General features: G+C 69.3%; 21 protein-coding genes. 18 read left to right on the top strand and 3 right to left on the bottom strand.

The window, feature by feature from the left end; translation table 11 throughout:
- Nucleotides 1-50: 50 nt before the first annotated feature.
- From AKH00_RS17210 to AKH00_RS17130, 17 genes are all read left to right on the top strand, one after another.
- Nucleotides 51-1,376, top strand: a complete 1,326-nt coding sequence (locus AKH00_RS17210; RefSeq protein ID WP_200903889.1) for an ABC transporter substrate-binding protein — start codon at nt 51-53, stop codon at nt 1,374-1,376.
- The gene (locus AKH00_RS17205) at nt 1,373-2,338 is read left to right on the top strand and encodes a carbohydrate ABC transporter permease (protein WP_235556818.1); all 966 of its coding nucleotides are present in this window, start codon (nt 1,373-1,375) and stop codon (nt 2,336-2,338) included. The genes AKH00_RS17210 and AKH00_RS17205 overlap by 4 nt, the downstream gene beginning before the upstream one ends.
- The gene (locus AKH00_RS17200; protein WP_050723991.1) at nt 2,338-3,216 is read left to right on the top strand and encodes a carbohydrate ABC transporter permease; all 879 of its coding nucleotides are present in this window, start codon (nt 2,338-2,340) and stop codon (nt 3,214-3,216) included. The genes AKH00_RS17205 and AKH00_RS17200 overlap by 1 nt, the downstream gene beginning before the upstream one ends.
- Before the next feature lie 188 nt (nt 3,217-3,404).
- Nucleotides 3,405-5,096 (top strand): glycoside hydrolase family 13 protein, encoded by a 1,692-nt coding sequence (locus tag AKH00_RS17195; protein ID WP_050723990.1) that lies wholly within the window; start codon nt 3,405-3,407, stop codon nt 5,094-5,096.
- Between the two features lie 155 nt (nt 5,097-5,251).
- Entirely contained in the window at nt 5,252-6,286 is a 1,035-nt protein-coding gene (locus AKH00_RS17190) for a metal ABC transporter solute-binding protein, Zn/Mn family (protein ID WP_050723989.1), read from the top strand.
- On the top strand, nt 6,283-7,125 hold the full coding sequence (locus AKH00_RS17185) for a metal ABC transporter ATP-binding protein (RefSeq protein WP_050723988.1): 843 nt from the start codon (nt 6,283-6,285) through the stop codon (nt 7,123-7,125). Before AKH00_RS17190 ends, AKH00_RS17185 begins: the two co-directional genes overlap by 4 nt.
- Nucleotides 7,126-7,151: 26 nt before the next feature.
- Nucleotides 7,152-8,000: a metal ABC transporter permease gene (locus AKH00_RS17180; protein WP_442922404.1), complete on the top strand. Its 849-nt coding sequence runs from the start codon at nt 7,152-7,154 to the stop codon at nt 7,998-8,000.
- A 123-nt stretch (nt 8,001-8,123) separates the two neighbouring features.
- Nucleotides 8,124-8,540, top strand: coding sequence for a Fur family transcriptional regulator (locus AKH00_RS17175; protein WP_050723987.1), 417 nt, complete (start codon nt 8,124-8,126; stop codon nt 8,538-8,540).
- The gene (locus AKH00_RS17170; RefSeq protein WP_082297715.1) at nt 8,537-9,571 is read left to right on the top strand and encodes a permease; all 1,035 of its coding nucleotides are present in this window, start codon (nt 8,537-8,539) and stop codon (nt 9,569-9,571) included. Before AKH00_RS17175 ends, AKH00_RS17170 begins: the two co-directional genes overlap by 4 nt.
- Nucleotides 9,564-10,376, top strand: a complete 813-nt coding sequence (locus AKH00_RS17165) for a TIGR03943 family putative permease subunit (protein ID WP_152926241.1) — start codon at nt 9,564-9,566, stop codon at nt 10,374-10,376. Before AKH00_RS17170 ends, AKH00_RS17165 begins: the two co-directional genes overlap by 8 nt.
- Nucleotides 10,366-12,249 (top strand): hypothetical protein, encoded by a 1,884-nt coding sequence (locus tag AKH00_RS17160; RefSeq protein WP_050723985.1) that lies wholly within the window; start codon nt 10,366-10,368, stop codon nt 12,247-12,249. Before AKH00_RS17165 ends, AKH00_RS17160 begins: the two co-directional genes overlap by 11 nt.
- Nucleotides 12,250-12,254: 5 nt before the next feature.
- Nucleotides 12,255-12,950 (top strand): DNA-3-methyladenine glycosylase, encoded by a 696-nt coding sequence (locus AKH00_RS17155; RefSeq protein ID WP_050723984.1) that lies wholly within the window; start codon nt 12,255-12,257, stop codon nt 12,948-12,950.
- A gap of 153 nt (nt 12,951-13,103) precedes the next feature.
- Nucleotides 13,104-13,340 (top strand): 50S ribosomal protein L28, encoded by a 237-nt coding sequence (gene rpmB, locus AKH00_RS17150; RefSeq protein ID WP_025102729.1) that lies wholly within the window; start codon nt 13,104-13,106, stop codon nt 13,338-13,340.
- Complete coding sequence (rpmG, locus tag AKH00_RS17145) at nt 13,340-13,510, top strand: 50S ribosomal protein L33 (RefSeq protein WP_017203558.1); 171 nt, start codon at nt 13,340-13,342, stop codon at nt 13,508-13,510. Before rpmB ends, rpmG begins: the two co-directional genes overlap by 1 nt.
- Before the next feature lie 3 nt (nt 13,511-13,513).
- Nucleotides 13,514-13,819 (top strand): 30S ribosomal protein S14, encoded by a 306-nt coding sequence (rpsN, locus tag AKH00_RS17140; RefSeq protein ID WP_017829734.1) that lies wholly within the window; start codon nt 13,514-13,516, stop codon nt 13,817-13,819.
- 302 nt (nt 13,820-14,121) lie between these two features.
- A complete protein-coding gene (locus tag AKH00_RS17135) occupies nt 14,122-14,409 on the top strand; it encodes an HU family DNA-binding protein (protein WP_050724056.1) in 288 nt (95 codons plus the stop codon).
- A gap of 85 nt (nt 14,410-14,494) precedes the next feature.
- Nucleotides 14,495-16,504, top strand: a complete 2,010-nt coding sequence (locus AKH00_RS17130; RefSeq protein ID WP_082297714.1) for a cytochrome c oxidase assembly protein — start codon at nt 14,495-14,497, stop codon at nt 16,502-16,504.
- A gap of 9 nt (nt 16,505-16,513) precedes the next feature.
- Here the strand turns inward: AKH00_RS17130 and AKH00_RS17125 are convergent, their stop codons facing one another.
- Nucleotides 16,514-17,584, bottom strand: a complete 1,071-nt coding sequence (locus tag AKH00_RS17125; protein WP_050723983.1) for a hypothetical protein — start codon at nt 17,582-17,584, stop codon at nt 16,514-16,516.
- Nucleotides 17,585-17,762: 178 nt separating this feature from the next.
- On the opposite strand from AKH00_RS17125, the gene AKH00_RS17120 reads away from it, so the two are divergent.
- Nucleotides 17,763-19,157, top strand: coding sequence for an ATP-dependent DNA helicase (locus AKH00_RS17120; protein ID WP_050723982.1), 1,395 nt, complete (start codon nt 17,763-17,765; stop codon nt 19,155-19,157).
- A gap of 230 nt (nt 19,158-19,387) precedes the next feature.
- Here AKH00_RS17120 and AKH00_RS17115 read toward each other — a convergent pair whose 3' ends face one another.
- Both AKH00_RS17115 and AKH00_RS17110 read right to left on the bottom strand, forming a co-directional pair.
- Nucleotides 19,388-20,035, bottom strand: coding sequence for a biliverdin-producing heme oxygenase (locus AKH00_RS17115; protein WP_050723981.1), 648 nt, complete (start codon nt 20,033-20,035; stop codon nt 19,388-19,390).
- A gap of 88 nt (nt 20,036-20,123) precedes the next feature.
- On the bottom strand, nt 20,124-20,441 hold the full coding sequence (locus tag AKH00_RS17110) for a DUF2470 domain-containing protein (RefSeq protein WP_050724054.1): 318 nt from the start codon (nt 20,439-20,441) through the stop codon (nt 20,124-20,126).
- Nucleotides 20,442-20,480 lie beyond the last annotated feature (39 nt).

Below are 20,480 nucleotides of genomic sequence, written 5' to 3'. Positions count from 1 at the left end.
AATTCGCTCACTAGATTTAGTCTTGCGATTTACAGGACGAAAGGACGACGGTGTCTGAGAGATCCCCACGCCCGGCTCGTGTCGCAGCCGGAATCGCCACGCTTGCGCTCGTCGGCGCGGCGCTGACGGCCTGCTCCTCGGCGGGCGGCGCCGAGACCATCCGGTTCACCTTCAGCAAACGCGAGGCGATCGAGTTCATGACCCAGCTGGTCGCGGACTACAACGCCTCGCAGAACGACGTGAAGGTCGAGATCGACACCTCGGGCGTCGACGTCGTGTCGGCGAGCTTCGTCCGCGGCAACCCGCCCGACATCATGCTCGCCAACTACAACTACGAGATCGCCCGGTTCGTGCAGCGCTGCGCGCTCACCGACCTCTCCGGCACCGAGGCCGCGAGCGGCATCCGCGACGACCTCGGTCCGCTCATGGACCAGTACGGATCCTGCGAGGGGCGCACCAGTGCTCTGCCGTACTCCGTGATGGCGGCATCCGTCATCTACAACAAAGACATCTTCGCCCAGCAGGGCCTCGAGGTCCCCACCACCTGGGACGAGCTGATCGCCGTCTGCGACCAATTGAAGGCCGCGGGGATCGACCCGTTCTACGCGACCTTCAAGGACGACTGGACCGTCGCGCAGGGCTGGTACGACTACACCGCCGGCGGCTCGGTCGACGTGATCGACTTCTTCGACTCGATGGCGGAAGAGGGCGCCGACGTCGGCGCCGACTCGCCCGTCTCCTTCGAGAAGGACTTCGCCGAGCCCATGGACCGCATGATGCAGCTCGCGAACGACTACACGAACTCGGATGCCGCGAGCCGCGGCTACGGCGACGGCAACCTCGCGTTCTCGAAGGGCGAGGCCGCGATGTACCTGCAGGGTCCGTGGGCGTTCAGCGAGATCGCCAAGACCGCGCCCGACCTCGCACTCGGCACCTTCCCGCTCCCGATGACCGACGACCCCGCCGACCTCGGCGTGCGCGTCAACATGGACCTCGCGGCGATGATCCCCGAGGGCTCGCGCCACCAGGAGGCCGCCCGCGACTTCCTCGAGTACCTCTACCTCCCCGAGAACATCGAGGCCTACAACGCCTCGCAGCTCGGGTTCACGCCCACGACGGATGCTCCCGCCCCCGACGACCCGCGCATCGAGGGGATGATCGAGTACTACGACAACGGGCAGATCTATCAGGGCCCCTCCGTGCTCGTCCCCAAGACGTTGCCGCTCAACAACTACGTGCAGGCGATGGTGCTCGGCGCCTCGCCCGCGTCGACGCTGCGCACCATGGACGCCGACTGGGCGCGCATCGCGTTCCGCGCGCCGATCCCCACCACGCAGGACAACGCATCCGCCGAGGCAGAGGAGCCGACGCCATGACGAACGCCACCCCGGCACCCGCGGTGTCGAACCTCACGAAGCCGAACACCCCGACGACTGACACGACCGCGATCGTGACCGGCGCACCGCGCACGCTGCACAAGCGCCGACGCGTCGAGCCGATCTACTACTTCTTCCTCGTGCCGACGCTGATCCTGTTCACGCTCGCGATCACGGTGCCGGGCGTCATGGGCATCTTCTTCAGCTTCACCGACTCGATCGGCATCGGCGAGTGGAGCTTCAACGGCCTCACGAACTACATCGCGATGTTCAGCGATCCGTCGATCCTGCAGAGCTACCTCTTCACGTTCGGCTTCTCGATCGCGACCGTGATCGTCGTCAACGTGATCGCGTTCATGCTCGCGGTGGGCCTGACCTCCCGCATCCGCTTCAAGACCGGGCTGCGCACGATCTTCGTGATCCCGATGGTGATCTCGGGCATCATCATCGCCTACGTCTTCAACTTCCTGTTCTCGAACTCCCTCCCCGCCGCGGGCGCCGCTACCGGCATCCCGTGGCTCGAGACGAGCCTGCTCGCGAACCCCGACCTCGCCTGGGTCGCGATCGTGATCGTGACGGCCTGGCAGGCGACGCCCGGAACGCTCCTCATCTACATCGCCGGTCTCCTGTCGGTGCCCGGCGATGTGTACGAGGCCGCGAGCATCGACGGCGCGAGCGAGACGCAGCAGCTCATGCGCATCACGGTGCCGCTCGTCGCGGGCTACGTCGTGATCAACGTCATCCTCGGGTTCAAGGGCTTCCTCAACGCCTACGACATCATCGTCGGTCTGACCAACGGCGGACCGGGCACCGCGACCCGCAGCGTCGCCATGACGATCATCGCCGGCTTCAACGGCGGCGACTACGCCTACCAGATGGCCAACGCCACGATCTTCTTCATCGTCGCGGTGCTCATCTCCCTGCTGCAGCTCTCGCTGACCCGCGGAAGGAACGCCCTCTGATGTCGACGCAGACACTCACCACCGTCACCTCCTCCGGCAAGAAGCCGCGCATCCGCATGGAGCGCGTCAACTGGTCGGGCACGATCATCCTCATCCTGTGCGCCGTCACGGTGCTGCTACCGCTGTACGTGACGATTTCGATGGCGTTCAAGACCACGGGCCAGGCGGTCGACGGCAACGCCTTCTCGTTCCCCGCACCGTTCAGCCTCGACGGCTTCGTGGAGGCGTGGAACCTCACGAAGTTCCCCGTCGGCGCCGGCATCTCGCTGCTCGTGACCGCGGGCACGGTGTGCGCGACGATCGTCCTCGCGGCGTTCGCCTCCTACGCGATCGTGCGCAACTGGGACCGCAAGCTGTTCCGCTGGTCGTTCTTCTACCTGCTCGCGGCCATGTTCATCCCGTTCCCGGTGGTGGCGCTGCCGCAGATCCAGCTCACCGGACGCGTCGGCCTCGACAACCCGTTCGGCGTGATCATCCTCGCCACGATGTTCCAGCTGAGCTTCAGCGTGCTGCTGTTCACCGCGTTCCTGCGGTCGATCCCGCTGGAGCTCGAGGAGAGCGCCCGCATCGACGGCGCGACCACGTGGCAGACGTTCTGGCAGCTCATCTTCCCGCTGCTCGCGCCCATGAGCGCCACGGTCGGCATCTTCGCGTTCCTGTACGCGTGGAACGACTTCATGATGCCGTCGCTCATCATCTCCGACCCGGCGCTGCAGACGCTCCCGGTGCGGCAGAACCTCTTCCAGAACCAGTTCAGCAACAACTACAACGTCGCCTTCGCGTCGTACCTCATGGCGATGGCGCCGGCGATCCTCGCGTACCTGTTCACGCAGCGCTTCGTGATGGAGGGCGTCACGCAGGGTGCCGTCAAGGGCTGATCGAGGATGCGGCGCGTTTCGTCTCGCCCCGCTCGCTCAACGACCTCTGAGTCCCGGTCGTTGAGCGAGGAGCGCAGCGACGAGCGCCGTACTGAGCGAGCGCAGCGAGACGAAGTGACGAAACGCGCCGAGAACCGCACGACCACTCCCCGAACCACCGCAACAAGAAGAAGGAGCACCACCCCGCTATGACCGATGCGACTCTCACCGAGACCCGCAACGACCACACGTCGGATGCCGCCGCCTGGTGGCGTCAGGCGGCCGTCTACCAGATCTACCCCCGCAGCTTCGCGGATGCGAACGGCGACGGCCTGGGTGACATCCCCGGCATCGTCTCGCGCGCCGACTACCTCGCCGAGCTCGGCATCGATGCGGTGTGGCTGAGCCCGTTCTACCCCTCGGCGCTCGCCGACGGCGGGTACGACGTCGCCGACTACCGGAACGTCGACCCGCGGCTCGGGACCCTCGACGACTTCGACGACATGGTCGCGGCGCTGCACGCCCGCGGCATCCGCGTCGTGGTCGACATCGTTCCCAACCACTCGTCCGACCTGCACGAGTGGTTCCGGGAGGCGCTCGCCGCGGGCCGCGGCTCGGCGGCGCGCGAGCGGTACATCTTCCGTGAGGGCGCGGGGCCGGATGGCGCGGAGCCGCCGACCGACTGGGGTGCCGCGTTCGGCGGATCGGCGTGGGAGCGCGTCGAGGACGGCCAGTGGTACCTGCACAGCTTCGCGCCCGAGCAGCCCGACCTCAACTGGGACCACCCCGAGGTGCGCGAGGACTTCCTGAAGACCCTGCGCTTCTGGTCGGATCGCGGTGTCGACGGATTCCGCATCGATGTGGCGCACATGCTCACGAAGGACCTCAGCGAGCCGCTGCCCGACCGCGCCGCGCTCGACGCGCTGCCGCACGACGGGAACCACCCGCTGCACGACCGCGACGACGTGCACGAGGTGTACGCCGAGTGGCGACGGGTCTTCAACGAGTACGACCCGCCTCGCACGGCCGTCGCAGAGGCCTGGGTGTCGACGCCCGAGCGCCGTGCCCGCTACGCCTCGGCCGAGGGGCTGGGGCAGGCGTTCAACTTCGACCTGCTCGTGGCGGACTTCGACGCTCCCTCCTTCCGGACGATCATCACCGACAATCTCGCCCAGGCGCGCGCCACGGGGTCGTCGACGACCTGGGTGCTGTCGAACCACGACGTGACCCGCCACGCCACGCGGTACGGCCTCGCGCCGCTCGCCGGACGCGAGGGCGTGAAGCAGGGCGTCGAATGGGTGCGCGACGGCGGTCCCGCCGACCAGCTCGACCGCGAGCTCGGTCTGCGCCGGGCCCACGCCGCGACGCTGCTGCTGCTCGGCCTTCCCGGCAGCACCTACCTGTACCAGGGCGAGGAGCTCGGCCTGCAGGAGGTCGCCGAGATCGCACCGGAACAGCGACAGGACCCGTCGTTCTTCCGCGGAGCCGACTTCGACGGGCTCGGACGGGACGGATGCCGCGTGCCGCTGCCGTGGACCGCATCCGGCCCCTCGTTCGGCTTCGGCGCGAGTGAGGCCCACCTGCCGCAGCCGGCGTGGTTCGCCGAGTACGCGGTGGATGCCGAGGACGGCGACCCCTCGTCGACGCTGACGCTGTACCGGGAGGCGCTGCGTCTGCGGCACCTGCTGCAGACCGAGGAGAGCCTCGAGTGGATCGAGACCGGCCGCGCCGACGTGCTGCGCTTCGCTCGACCGAACGGCTGGCAGATCGTGACGAACTTCGGGTCGGAGCCGTTCGACCTCGGGGAGGCCGCGGGCGATGTGGTGCTCGGCGCAGTCGTCGACGGCGCCGTGCCTGCGGATTCGACGGTGTGGATCGCTCCCGCGGGGCTCGTGGCCTGACGCGTTTCGTCGCGTTCCACTTCGGGGGCCGACACGCCAGATGTCGGACCGTTTCGACGGATCCGGCCGCGATCTGGCGTGTCGGCCCCCGGGGTGGGTGAGCAGGTCTAGTTGCGAGTTTGATAACGGTTATCATTAGCGCGTAGAGTGAGGGCATGAAGAAGCCCGTGCTCGCCCTCGCCCTCGCATCCGTCGCCGCCCTGACGCTGGCCGGATGCTCCTCCACCCCCGCGGCGGGGGAGGGCGGCGACGACGGCATCACGGTCGTCGCGAGCACCAACGTCTACGGCTCTCTCGCACAGCAGATCGGCGGCGACCGCATCGACGTCCAGTCGATCATCACCTCTGTCACGCAGGACCCGCACTCCTACGAAGCCACCGCCCGCGACCGCCTCACGGTGCAGAAGGCCGACCTCGTGATCGAGAACGGCGGCGGCTACGACGCGTTCATCGACACCCTGCTGCAGGATGCCGACGACCCGCACGTCGTCACGGCCGTCGAGTACTCGCACGACTACCCGGGCAACGAGGGTCACGAGCACTCAGACGATGAGGGCGACCACGCGGAGGAGACCGCTGCGCCGGATGCCGAGGCCACCGAGGAGGACCACGACCACGACCACGCCGAGGGCGAGGACGGTCACGAGGGCCATGACCACATCGAGGGCTTCAACGAGCACGTGTGGTTCGACCCGCACACCATGATCCACGTCGCCGAGGCGATCGCCGACGAGCTGAGCGAGCTCGACCCCGAGGGCGAGGCCGACTTCACCGCGAACGCTGAGGCGATCGTCGCCGACCTGGAGGGCTTCGAGTCCGACCTCGAGAACATCAAGACCGGCGCAGGCGGCGCGAACGTCATCATCACCGAGCCCGTGCCCGGCTACCTGGCGGAGGCCGCCGGTCTCACCGACGTGACCCCCGAGGGTTTCGCCGAGTCGGTCGAGGAGGGGACGGACGTCGCGCCCGTAACTCTGCTCGCCACGCTCGACGTGATCTCGGCCGGCGACGTCAGGGCCGTGCTCACGAACGCGCAGACCGGCGGACCGGAGACGCAGCGCGTGGAGGATGCCGCGAAGGACGCCGGCATCCCGGTCGTCGCCTTCACGGAGCTGCTCCCCGACGGATCGTCGTACTCTGAATGGATGAGTGACGCGATCCAGAGCCTCGCCGACGCGCTCGAGTCGTGAGCGGCGCCGCCGACACGAACGCAGGCACCGCGCCGCGCACCCCCGTTCTGGAGGTGCGCGGCGCCGCCTTGCAGCGCGGTGACCGCGAACTATGGTCCGGTCTCGACCTGACCGTCGAGCCGGGGGAGTTCCTCGCCGTGCTCGGCCCTTCTGGCTCGGGCAAGACCACGCTGCTGCGCAGCATCCTGGGTCTGCAGCCCCTGTCCTCGGGTGAGATCCGGGTCGCCGGTGGAGCGGTCCGCAAGGGCAACCGTCGCATCGGCTACGTGCCGCAGCAGCGCTCCCTCGCCCCCGACACGAGCATGCGGGCACGCGACCTCGTCGCCCTGGGCGTGCAGGGCAGTCGCTTCGGGTTCCCGGTGCCGCACCGCGGCGACCGCGCCAAGGTGGATCGACTTCTCGAGTCCGTCGGCGCCGCGCACTTCGCCGACCGCCGGGTCGGACTGCTGTCGGGCGGGGAGCAGCAGCGACTGCGGGTGGGGCAGGCTCTCGCCGACGAGCCCGTGCTGCTGCTGTGCGACGAACCCCTGTCGAATCTCGACCTCGCGAACCAGGTCGCCGTGACCGACATCATCGACCGCCAGAGGCGCGAGCGCGACGCCGCGGTGCTGTTCGTCACGCACGACATCAACCCGATCCTCGGTCGTGTCGACCGCATCCTCTACATCGCCGGTGGCCGCTTCGCGCTCGGCACCCCGGAGGAGGTGCTGCAGACGCGCGTGCTGACCGAGCTGTACGGCACGCCCGTGTTCGTGCTCCGCGCCGGCGACCGGCTCGTGGTCGTCGGCGTGCCCGACGCCGAGCCGCATCACGATCACGACCACGAGGGCGCCGCGTGACCGCCGTGACCGGCATCGTGTCGGCCGTGGACTGGAGCGACGTCTTCTCGTTCCAGGACTACGGCGACCTCGTCGCGCTGCTGTCGAACTCGATCATCGCGGGCGCCGTGCTCGGCATCGTCGGCGGCCTCATCGGCGTCTTCGTGATGCAGCGCGACCTCGCCTTCGCGGTGCACGGCGTGAGCGAGCTGTCGTTCGCCGGCGCGGCGGCCGCCCTGCTGTTCGGCGGCAGCGTCGTCGCGGGCTCGCTCGGCGGAGCACTGGTCGCGGCGATGCTCATCGGCATACTCGGGTCGAAGGCGCGCGATCGCAACTCCATCGTGGGCGTGCTCATGCCGTTCGGTCTCGGCCTCGGCATCCTGTTCCTGTCGCTCTACGAGGGGCGCAGCGCCAACCGGTTCAGCCTGCTCACGGGACAGATCGTCTCGGTGTCGAGCCCCGACCTCGGCTGGCTGCTCGGCATCAGCATCGTCGTCCTGCTGGGCCTGCTGCTCATGTGGAACCCGCTGCGCTTCGACTCGCTCGATCCGGAGTCCGCGGCTGCCCGCGGCGTGCCGACGCGCGCCGTGAGCCTGCTGTTCATGGTGCTGCTGGGCCTCATCGTGGCGGTCAGCGTGCACATCATCGGAGCGCTGCTCGTCATGGCGCTGCTCGTGACGCCCGCCGCCGCCGCGATGCGCGTGACCGCCGGACCCGTCGCCGTGCCGCTGCTCGCGGCTCTGTTCGGATTCGTGTCGGCGGTGGGCGGCATCCTGCTCGCGCTCGCCGGAACCCTCCCGGTCAGCCCGTACATCACGACCCTGTCGTTCACGATCTACGTCGTGTGCTGGATCGTGCAGCGCGTGCGCGGCGGGGTGCGGCGGGTACGGGCGTAGTCCCACTCCGCTTTCGAATCGCTTGATGTGCAACGATCCGAACCCGAAAGTCGCACATCGAGCGATTCGAAACCGGCGGGACTCCCAGCCCCCGGCAAGCCCGACGCGCCTAGAATCGTGGGTATGGCTCAGCGGAACACCTGGCAGCGCGAACGCGTGCGCGAAGCGCTCGCCGACGCGCGCGGATTCGTCAGCGCCCAGAGCCTGCACGCTTCGCTGCGCGACGACAATACGGGCATCGGCCTCGCGACCGTGTATCGCGCGCTCGCCGGTCTCGCAGCCTCCGGTGACGCCGACTCGCTGCAGAGTCCCGAGGGCGAGGCGCTCTATCGCGCCTGCACCACCCAGGGCCACCATCATCACCTGATCTGCCGCAACTGCGGTCTCACGGTCGAGATCGAGGCGACCGACGTCGAGCAGTGGGCCCACCGCACCGCCGCGCTGCACGGGTTCACGGACGCCGCGCACGTCGTCGACATCTTCGGGCTCTGCGCCCCGTGCACCAACAAGCGCGACGCGGAACGGGCTGCGACGGCGTGACCTCGCAGACCGCGACCCGGCCGGCCCACTCGCACAGGCCCGTTCGACCGCCGCGATCGCCGTGGATCGGGGTCGGTCTCGGGGCGGCGATCGTCGCGGCGCTGTTCCTCGTCGACGGGTTCCTGCCGTCGCTGTACCAGGCCGCGCTGCCCGATCGGGCGCAGGACGGGTTGACGCTCGCGATGAGCGTGCTGATCGAGGCGCTGCCCTTCGTGATCCTCGGGGTGCTGCTGTCGATCGTGGTGCAGGTGTGGCTGCCGTCCGACGTGATCCACCGCTGGCTGCCGAAGCGCGCGTGGGCCCGGCGGGCCGTGCTGTCGCTGCTCGGGATGCTGATCCCGGTGTGCGAGTGCGGCAACGTGCCCTTCGCGCGCGGCCTCATGATGCGCGGCCTCGCGCCCGCCGAGGCGCTGACCTTCCTCATCGCGGCGCCGATCGTGAACCCGATCGTGATCCTCACGACGCATGCCGCGTTCGGCTTCGACGACGGCATCCTCGTCGCCCGTCTCATCGGCGGCTACCTGATCGCCAACGTGATCGGCTGGATCTACAGCCTGCACCCGAACCCCGACGCGCTGCTGACGAGAAAGTTCATCGACACGTGCGATCGCGTGACCCACGAGCCCGGAACCCCGGTGCGTCGCAGTCTCACGCAGTTCCTCGTCGAGCTCCGCGCGGTCATGCCGGCGCTCGTGATCGGCTCGGCGCTCGCTGGCGCCGTGCAGGTGCTGATCCCGCGTGACGTCCTGCTCGAGATCGGCTCGAACCCGGTGCTGTCGATCGTCGCGATGATGGCGCTCGCGATGACCGTCGCGATCTGCTCGAACGTCGACGCGTTCTTCGCGCTGTCCTTCGCGTCGACGTTCTCGTCGGGGGCGATCGTGGCGTTCCTGCTCGTCGGTCCGCTCGTCGACGTCAAGATGCTCGCGCTCATGCGCACGACCTTCACGACCCGCACGCTCATCGGCATCGTCGGGGTGGTCGTCGCCGCCGCCTTCGTGATCGGGATCGGGGTGAACGTCCTTGTCTGATCCCGTCTCCGTTGCGCGCGCCACACGTCGTCGCGCCCTCGTGACCCGCTGGCTCGGCGTCGGCCTCGCCTCGGTCGTCTCGGTCGTCACGCTCGGCCTCGGCCTGACCGGTCGCCTCACGCTCTACATCAGCCCCGAATCCGTGTGGTTCGCGTGCGCCGCGGCCGTGGTGACGCTGGCCGGCGCGATCTGGTCGTTCGCGCTCCCGCTCGGTGACGAGGAGGACCACGGGCACGACCACGGGCACGGCGACGCTCACGACCCCGGGAACGAGGAAGCGGATGCCGCTCCCGCGTCCCCGCGGCGCGTGCTGGCCGTCGCCGGCACCGTGACCGGCGGCGTCGTGGCGTCGGGTGTCGTGATCGCGGCGCTCGTGCTGCCGCCCGCCTCGCTCTCGGTCGAGCTCGCGATGTCGCGTGCGGGCGAGCAGACCGCGCTGTTCGTGGGGGCCGACGACGTCACGCTCGGCGTCGCCGACACCGCGACGTTCGGCGTGGGCGACTGGGCGAGCGTGTTCGCGACCGCGACCAACACGGCCGCCTACGACGGCAAGACCGTGTCGCTCACCGGATTCGTGACGCCCGCGGATGCCGACGGCGTCAACCTCACACGCCTCGTCATCACGCACTGCGTGATCGATGCGCAGACCGCCACGCTTCCGGTGACGATCGACGCGGGCGAGTTCTCGACCGGGCAGTGGGTGCAGGTCGAGGGCACGGTGAAGGCGGATGCCGACGGAAGGTTGCACGTCGAGCCGACCAGCGTGAAGGAGATCGACGAACCCGGGGACCCGTATGAGTACTGACGACGAGCGCCCCGAGGCGCCTGCCGTCCCCCGCACGCGGGCCGAGATGCGCGCCGCCCGCGAGGCCGCCGCCGCTGCCGAGGCCGCTGCCGCCGAGGCCGCATCGCGGTCGTTGAGCGAGGACGGCGGAGCCGGGGTTCCCTCGCGGTCGTTGAGCGAGGACGGCGGAGCCGGGGTTCCCTCGCGGTCGTTGAGCGAGGACGGCGGAGCCGACCGAGACGAAACGCGTCAGGTGCCGTTCGAGCCCGGATCGCGGATGCCGGAGGCCGATGTTCCGCGGGATGAAGCGCGTTTCGTCTCGCCTCCGGCTCGCTCAACGACCGGGGAGGAGCGTCCGGCTCGCGACGCGACCGGGGAGGAGCCTGCCGCTCGCGAGGCGACCAGCGAGGAGCCTGCCGCTCGCGAGGCGACTGGCGAGGAGTCTGCCGCTCGCGAGGCGACCAGCGAGGAGCCTGCCGCTCGCGAGGCGACCGAAGGGACGGCCTCCGCACTACCGAAGCCCCCGCGCGACCGGCGCTTCCTCCTCGCGATCGGCGCCGTGCTCGGCATCCTCGTCCTGGTCGGGGCGGGACTCGGGGTCGTCAGCCTCACGCAGGGCCCGCGCATCACCGAGGTGCAGGTCGATCCGGCGCACGCGATCGAGTCGTCGGGCAGCCGGGTGATCCTCACGGCGAACCAGTCGCTCGCCGCGATCGACGAGTCGCAGGTGTCGGTCGAGCCCGCGGTGCCGTTCACGCTCGACGCGGCGGGCCGCGGCGTCGGCATCCGCTTCACGGTGCCCCTCGACGACGACACGGAGTACACGGTCAAGGTCGCCGACGCGACCGGCGCGGGCGGCGGGCCCTCGACGACCCTCGAGACGAGCTTCACGACCCCGCAGTCGAGCATCTTCCTGCTCCGCCGCGACGCCGACGGTGACGACAAGATCTTCCGCACGGACCTCACCGGCGAGAAGGCCGTGCCGGTGTTCTCGGCCGACAAGATCAACGACTTCCGTTCGACCTCCACGCAGCTCGTGGTGTCCGTCGAGGAGGACGACAGCTCGCGGCTGATCGTCATGAAGCGCGACGGCACCGACCAGCGCGACCTGCCGCTCCCCGGAGACGGGTATGTCGGTGCGATCCAGGTCTCCGAACGCGGCGGCTTCGTCGGCTACAGCTACTCCGACAAGGAGCTCAGCGACACCGAGGGCCGCGCGAGCGTGCTCGTCACGCAGTCGCTCAGCGGCGACGACGAACCCGTCGTGACCGAGGTGGGCGGCAAGGAGGCGAACATCTTCGTCTGGCAGTTCGTGCCCGACAGCGCCGCCGTGCTCTTCATCGACTTCGACGGGGCGCTGTCGCTCGTCGACCGCTCGACGGATGCCGGCGTGCAGTCCCTCGGGCTCGCGACGACCATCCAGGGCATCTCGCGCGGCACCTACACGGCGATCGTCGAGCGACTCGACGGTTCGGTCGTCGAGCTGAACCTCGCGGACGGGTCGGAGCAGCCGCTCGCAGCCTCGACCCCCGACTACGGCTCCGCCATGACGATCACCCCGTACCCGGGCGGGACGCTGCGGCACGTGGTCGCACGCGATGCGACCGGGTTGCCGCAGGGTCAGGCCATCATCACGGTCGACGACGAGGGCACCGCGACGCCGCTCGTCGAGGTCGGCCCCGCGGATTCGATCCTGCAGGCGTGCGCCTCGCCCAGCGGCCAGTACGCGGCGGTCGTGATCTCGCCCGACATGACGAACAACCCCTACGACCGGATGCTCCTGCCGCTGCCCGAGAACATGGAGACGCATCTGATCGATCTCCGCACGGGGGACGAGATGGTCGCTCTCACCGGGTTCGACGCGTCGTGGTGCCAGACGGCACCGCAGTTCTGAGCGGCATGGGATCCGAGGGGCTGCACCGCGCGACCCGCGCCGAGCTCGTGGGGCTCCCGGTCGAGGTCGCGCCTCTGCTGCTCGGCGCTGAGCTGCGCACGCGCGTGGCCGGGTCGTCGGTGCGGCTGCGGCTCACCGAGGTCGAGGCGTACCACGGTCAGGGGACGGGACCGGAGGCGGATCCGGGTTCGCATGCGCGCATGGGCCGCACGGCCCGGAACGCCACCATGTGGGGCGAACCGGGGCACCTCTACGTGTACCTCAGCCACGGCATCCACTCGTGCGTGAATGTCGTGAGCGGCCCCGCGGGCCAGGCGGGCGGGATACTCCTGCGCGCCGGGGAGGTCGTGCACGGAGCGGATGCCGCGGCCGTGCGTCGCGGCGTGACCGCACCGCTCACGGGGCGGGTCGTGCGCGATCTCGCACGCGGGCCGGGCCGACTGGGGCAGGCCGCAGGTCTCCGGCATCCGATCCACGACGGCATCGACGCGATCACGGGCGTCGAGCTCGAAGGTGCGACGGCCGAGCTGTGGCTGCGCGATGAGCCGGTTCCCGAGGTCGCGTCGGGTCCGCGGGTCGGCGTGGCCGGCGTCGCCGGGACGGATGCCTTCCCCTGGCGCTTCTGGATCGCCGACGACCCGACGGTCTCGCCGTTCCGCTGGGGCAGGGGCGCTCAGGCGGCGTCGGTCGTGCCGCGCTGACCGTGCTAGACTCGTCTCCGTCTGCGCACACTCCTGTGCGCAGTTCGTGTGCTTCCCTTCTCTCTCGCCGAGGAATCGGCGGATCGGGGTTGCGCGCAGACAAGGGATCTTGGGTGGGGCCGTCCGGCCCCACGGTAGAGAAGGAGTCACATCATGGCAGCAGTGTGCCAGGTGACCGGAGCAGTTCCCGGCTTCGGTCACAACGTCTCGCACTCGCACCGCCGGACGAAGCGCCGCTTCGACCCGAACGTGCAGAAGAAGACCTATTTCGTTCCGTCGCTCGGTCGTAAGATCACGCTCAACGTGTCCGCCAAGGGCATCAAGGTGATCGACGCCCGCGGCATCGAGAACGTGGTCAAGGACCTCCAGGCGAAGGGTGTGAAGCTCTAATGGCCAAGAAGGCACAGGACGTCCGTCCGATCATCAAGCTGCGTTCGACGGCAGGTACGGGTTACACGTACGTGACGAAGAAGAACCGCCGCAACACCCCCGACCGCCTCGTGCTGAAGAAGTACGACCCGGTCATCCGTCAGCACGTCGAATTCCGAGAGGAGCGTTGATCAATGGCTAAGAAGAGCAAGATCGCTCGCAACGAGCAGCGCAAGGTCATCGTCGAGCGTTACGCCGAGCGTCGCGCCGAGCTGAAGAAGACCCTGGTCGACCCGAACGCCACCGACGAGGCCCGCGAGGCCGCTCGCGTCGGCCTGCAGAAGCTGCCGCGCAACGCGTCGCCGGCGCGCGTGCGTTCGCGCGACGTCATCGACGGCCGCCCCCGCGGTGTCCTCACGAAGTTCGGCATCTCGCGTGTCCGCTTCCGTGACATGGCGCACCGCGGCGAGCTGCCCGGCGTGACCAAGTCGAGCTGGTAAGCCACAGCAACAGCCGGAAGGGGCGAGGATCTTCGGATCCTCGCCCCTTCTGCATCCCCGGGCTCACCCCCGGAAGTCTGCGTCACGACCCCGGAAGCCTCCGCGCGGCCCCGTCAAGACCCCCTCTCACACGTCACTTTCGTCACATCTGCACCACGACACGCCACGGAAAAGCCCAAAACCCGCGAAATGACGCGGAAATGTGGGTCGTGGTTGGTACATTCGAGGCGGTCACTCGACCAACGGGCGGCATCCGCCTCCCGAACGACAACGATGCGACGAATCCGTCGCTGGAGGATGACATGGCTGACAAGTCCATCACCAAGACCGAGCTCGTCGCGAGCATCGCTTCCGCCACGGGCCAGAGCCAGGCCACCGTCTCGGGCGTTCTCGACGCGCTGTTCTCCTCGGTCTCCGACGCCGTTGCCAAGGGCAGCAAGGTCTCGATCCCGGGCTGGATCTCGTTCGAGCAGGTCGCCACGGCCGCCCGCACGGGCCGCAACCCGCAGACCGGCGCCGAGATCAAGATCCCGGCCGGCAAGCGCGTCAAGGTGACCGCTGGTTCCAAGCTCAAGGCTGCCGTCAAGTAAGACCGCACCTCACCGAAGGCCGCCCTCGATCCGTCGGGGGCGGCCTTCGTGCGTTCTCCCGGCACGCGCGGCTTAGGCTTGAGGGGTGACCTCCCGTGCCGTGTCGACCCCGACGAGCCCTGCCTATCGCGCGGTCGGGATCGGCATCCTGCTCGGAGCCGGCCTCGTCGCCGTGATCGTCGCACTCGCCCTCGGCGGTGGCGCAGCGCCTTTGCTGCTGCAGGACCCCGGACCGTTCGTGCGCTGGGCGATCCCCGTGGTCAAGCTGGTGATGAACATCGCCGCCGCGGCCATGCTCGGATCGCTCGTGCTGGCTCTGTTCGCCCTCAAGGCCGAGGAGAAGCCCTTCGAGGTCGCGCTGAACACGGCCTCGGTCGGCGCGGCGGTCTTCACGGTGTCCGCGGGCGCCAGCGCGTTCTTCACGTTCATGGCCGCGTTCAACCCGCAGCTCAGCGCCGAGCGGGAGTTCGGCACGCAGCTCGGGCGGTTCCTGCTGGAGACCGCCCTCGGCCAGTCCTGGCTCATCACCACGATCATGGGTTCGGTCATCACGGTGCTCGTGTTCGCGTGGCGCACGTGGACCCCGACGCTCATCACGGCGATCCTCGCGGCGGCATCCTTCCTCCCGCTCGCCACGCAGGGGCACTCCGGCGAGCTCTCGGGCCACAACGTCGCCGTGAACTCGATCCTGCTGCACACGATCGGCGCCGCGGTGTGGCTGGGCGGCCTGCTGCTCGTCGTGATCCTCCGCGACCGCTCGGGCATCGGCACGGCGGCTCTCGTCTCCCGCTACTCGAGCCTCGCGATCGCCGCGTTCGCCGTCGTGGCGGTCTCCGGTGTGGCGCGCTCGGTGGTGGCGCTCGGCGACATCTCGCAGCTCATGACGCCGTACGGCGGCATCCTCATCGCCAAGGTCGTGCTGCTCGTCGGCATGGGCCTGTTCGGTGCCTGGTACCGCCTCCGGCTGATCCCCAGGCTGGACGGTCCCGCTGCCGCACGATGGTTCTGGATGCTCGTGCTCGGCGAGATCGCGCTGATGGGCCTCGCGTCCGGCGCGGCCGCCGCCCTGGCCCGCACGCCTCCGCCGACCGGCGAGGAGGCCGCGTTCGTGCAGACGCCGGCGGAGAACCTCACCCGGTCGCCGCTGCCTCCCGAGTTCACGATCGACCGCTGGTTCACGGCCTGGGACATCGACATCCTGTGGCTCGTGGCCGCCGGGTTCGGATTGTTCCTCTACATCGCGGGCGTCGTGCGCCTCGCGCGGCGCGGGGACCGCTGGCCGATCCACCGCACCGTGTTCTGGGTGCTGGGCCTGCTCATGCTCGTGTGGGTCACCTGCGGCCCGATCAACGCGTACCAGGAGTACCTCTTCAGCGTGCACATGCTCGGGCACATGATGCTGTCGATGGCGATCCCGCTGCTGCTGGTGTCGGGTGCCCCGGTCACGCTCGCGCTCCGCGCGATCCACAAGCGCGACGACGGCACGCGCGGCGGTCGCGAATGGATCATGTGGGCTGTGCACTCGCCATTCGCCAAGGTCGTGACGCACCCGTTCGTGGCGGCGGCGATCTTCATCGTGTCGCTGTGGGCGTTCTACTTCACCGACCTCGTGCGCTGGTCGATGTACGAGCACCTCGGCCACGAGTGGATGGTCGCGCACTTCCTGATCTCGGGCTACCTGTTCGTCATGAGCCTCGTCGGCGCCGACCCCGTGCCGTACCGCCTGCCGTATCCGGGCCGTCTCATCACGTTGATCGCCGTGATGGCGATGCACGCGTTCTTCGGGGTGGCGATGATGATGCAGGAGGGGCTCATGGTCGCCGACTGGTTCGGCTCGATGGGGCGCGAGTGGGGCCCCACGCCCATGGAGGACCAGTACATCGGCGGTGGCGTCGCGTGGTCGATCGGCGAGATCCCGACCCTCATCCTGGCGATCACGGTCGCGATCCAGTGGAGCCGCAGCGACACCCGCCTGCAGAAGCGCCGGGACCGGCATGCCGATCGCACAGGGGACGCCGAGCTGGAGGAGTACAACGCCCGGCTCGCCGCCCTCGCCGAGCGCGACCGGCGCGAGGCCGAGCGCGCGGCGCGCTGAGCCCGCCGGTCAGTCCTGCGGCGTCTCGCCCGGCGAACCGACGCGGATCGACACGGACCCGTCCGGCAGCAGCAGGATCGTGCCGTCCACGGTGAACGGGACATCCTCGGAGATCTCCTGGACCTTGCCGTCGAACAGCGACCGGATGTCGACCTCGACGTGCGCCACGGCATCCGTCGGCGGGATGCGCCACTGGCCGTCGTCCGGCACGACCGTGACCTGCGGCTGCGTCGCGATCGACCACTGCGGCAGAGAGTCGATGCGGTTCGACACCTCGATCCCGAAGGGGCACGCCGTGGGCTGCAGGACCTCCTGCGTCGTGCACGCGGTGAGGAACTCCTCGACGCGCTCCTGCACGACCGCGACGAACTCCTCGGTGGGCTCGGTCTGGACCTCGACGGGCGTGGTCGCGAGCGGGGTGTCGGCGAGCACCCCGGTGCCCGTGGACTTCGAGATCGCGGTGTCGACGGTCACCGAGTACAGCCCCGGCGTGAAGACGAGCAGCGGCAGGGGATCGGTGGGCGACGCGTCCGCGCCCGCGACGGAGATCTGCCGACGGTCGACCTCGAAGCCGTTGAGCGAGAACCGATCGGCGCCGAGCAGGGTCAGGTCCACCACGGCGAGCGGACTCGTCGTGAAGCGCCAGTTGGGGGTGACGCCCGCCCAGCCGTCCTGGGCGACGGAGAACGTTGTCGTGCCGGCGTGACCGCCCGCGCTGTACGACACGGTGACGGCGTAGTGGTCGCCGTCGTGCACCTCCGACACCACCTCGACGTCGGCGAGCGATCCGAGGGCGGCGCGGCGCAGCATCGCCTCGGATGCCGTCGCACCCAGTCCCGCATCCTGCAGCGTCTCGCGGTCGATCGCGACGCCCGGCACGCGCAGCGCATCGGCGGCGCGTCCCTCGGCCAGCAGGTCGAGGTAGCGGGTCACGAAGGCCGACGGCCCGTAGAACTCCCGGTACAGTGTCGCCCCTCCGGCGGCGAGGGCGGCGACGAGGAGCAGCCCGATCACAGCGAGCATGGCGAGGTCACCGACGAGTCGCCTGCGTCGGGGCGCACTCGTCTCGACCTGCTGCATGCGGTCAGTCTAGGAGGACGGCCTGGGACGACGCCGTGCGCGTGACGACGTGCGACGACCGTGTCCACCGGATGCCGTGCCGCCGTCGACCCGTAGCATGGGAGGGCGCGCGAACTGCGTCGTCACGCGCCCGTCACGCCTGCCGTGACCGTCCGTCTTCGTCCCGTCTGAGAGCGTCGTGTCCCTTCCCGCCCTGTCCGAGGAGCAGCAGGAGCTGTTCCGTCTGATCGAGGACACCAGCGAGCACGTCTTCATCACGGGCCGCGCCGGCACGGGCAAGTCCACGCTGCTGCAGCACTTCTCCTGGAACACCAAGAAGCAGATCGCGATCTGCGCACCGACGGGCGTCGCGGCGCTCAACGTCGAGGGCCAGACCATCCACTCGCTGTTCCGGCTGCCGATCGGTCTGATCGGCGACTCCGACATCGACCAGAACGACAACACCCGCCGCATCCTCAACGCGATCGAGACCCTCGTGATCGATGAGATCTCGATGGTGAACGCGGACCTCATGGATGCGATCGACCGGTCTCTCCGTCAGGCGCGCGGCAAGCGCGGCATCCCGTTCGGGGGCGTGCAGGTCGTGATGTTCGGCGACCCGTATCAGCTCGCTCCCGTGCCGCCGCGCGGGGACGAGCTGCGCTACGTCAAGGACCACTACCGCTCGTTCTGGTTCTTCGACGCCCAGGTGTGGGCCGGATCGTCCGGGGGAGAGAACCCGGACGACGACGGCGGGCTGTTCGCGGTCGACACGAAGGCCGAACTGCACGTGCGTGAGCTCGTGCAGATCCACCGGCAGTCCGACGACGGCTTCAAGGCCATGCTGAACGCGGTGCGCTACGGACGGGTCACCGCAGAGATCGCCGGGGTGTTGAACGCGCAGGGCGCTCGCACGCCGCCGGATCCGGAGCCGGGGGAGGTGCCGATGATCACTCTCGCGACGCGCAACGACATCGTGAACGGCATCAACAGCCGCCACCTCGCGGCGCTGCCCGGCAAGGAGCAGACCGCGAGGGCCGAGATCAACGGGGAGTTCGGTCGCGGCGAGGCGTCACTGCCCGCCGAGACCGAGCTGAAGCTCAAGATCGGCGCGCAGGTCATGTTCCTGCGCAACGACACGGCGATGTCGGGGGAGCCGCCACGGTGGGTCAACGGCACGATCGGCACGGTCGTGCGGATCCTCGGCGAGACGGTCCGGGTCGAGATCGACGGTGAGGAGGTCGACGTCGAGCCGGCCGTGTGGGAGAGGTTCCGCTACTCGTACGAGCCGTCGACCAAGAAGCTCTCCCGCGATGTGATCGCCGAGTTCACGCAGTTCCCGCTGCGTCTCGCCTGGGCCGTGACGATCCACAAGTCCCAGGGCAAGACCTATGACCGTGCGGTCATCGACCTCGGCTCCGGGGCATTCGCGCCCGGACAGACCTACGTCGCGCTGTCGCGGCTCACATCGCTCGACGGGCTCTACCTCTCGCGCGCGCTGCGCCCCAGCGACATCCGCGTCGACGAGGATGTGAGGCGCTTCATGCGCGAGGCATGGCTCGCGCGCACGGCCCCCGAGGTCGGGACGGTCTGAGAGCGCGTTTCGTCTCGTCGCTGCGCTCCTCGCTCAACGACCGGTGGGGGCGCTGCGCTCCTCGCTCGACGACCGGTGGGGGCGCTGCGCTCCTCGCTCGACGACCGGTGGGGGGCGCTGCGCTCCTCGCTCAACGACCGGTGGGGGCGCTGCGCTCCTCGCTCGACGACCGGAGTCGCCCTTGGTCGTTGAGCGAGCGGAGCGAGACGAAACGCGGTGAGGCGCTCGTGTCAGGCCGCGGCGCGCGCCCGGTCGAGGTCCTCGAACAGCTCGGTGTTGAAGCGGTAGGCGAGGAGCACCTCGTCGATCACGCGCTCGCGCTCGGCGTCGTCCCAGGGGGCGGCGTCGAGCTGCTCGCGGTACACGTCCTTGAACGCGTTCGGGTCGGCGATGTCGTCGAACAGGTAGAAGCCGATGCCGTTGGTCTCGAAGCCGAAGCGGCGTGCCATGACGCGCCCGATGAAGATCCCGCCGGAGAGGTCGCCGAGGTAGCGCGTGTAGTGGTGCGCGACGAACCCACCCGCCCAGGTCGCCCCGACGTGACGGATGCGCGAGACGTAGGCGCGGGTGGTCGGCAGTGGGACGATCTGCTCCCGCCAGTCCGCCCCGAGCAGGAACTCGAGGTCGGCCTCGAGCGCGGGCAGCCGCGTGAGCTTGTCGCTGAGGAAGACCGAGGCGACGGGGTCGTTGCGCATCCGGTCGCCGGCGCCCTCGAGGGCCTCGTAGATGAAGTAGTGCTGGGCGACCAGCGCGATGTAGTCCTCTCGCGAACCCTCACCCTTGAGCAGATCGGACATGAAGCCCGCGCCCTCGCTGCGCGAGTGCGAACCGGAGGAACGCTCGCGGAGGGCGGCGGAGAAGGAGAGGATCTCGGACATGACCCCAGTGTAAGGGTTGCCTAAGTTCCCGCGAAACCCTCGTGACGATCCGTCTCGCGGTCGCGGGTCGACTGCCGCGCGGCGCTGCTCAGTCGTGCGGGCGCGGCTCGATGCCGAGGCGCTCGCAGGCGAGGTCGTAGAGCGCGACCACCTGACGACGCACGGAGGGGCGGTCATCGATCGGGCCACCGGGCCACGACACCCGCAGCTCGGATGCCGTCCCGCCGCGCGTCACGCTCCAGGTGCCCCCGTCGCCGTCGAAGCCGGTCATGGTCGCCCCGGTGATGTCGGCTGCGTCGTCGTCGGAGGAGAAGGCGCGCGCGATCAGGAGGTTGTCGTCGGTGTGGTCGCCGTTCATGTGGCGCAGGACCGCGGAGACGACGTCGGCATCGAAGGAGTGGGGCATGAACATCACCCTACGGTGCCGCCGGATGCGCGCTTTCAG

The organism is Microbacterium sp. GCS4 (assembly GCF_001262495.1).
Taxonomy (GTDB): domain Bacteria; phylum Actinomycetota; class Actinomycetes; order Actinomycetales; family Microbacteriaceae; genus Microbacterium.
This window is presented reverse-complemented; position numbering and strand designations above follow the sequence as displayed.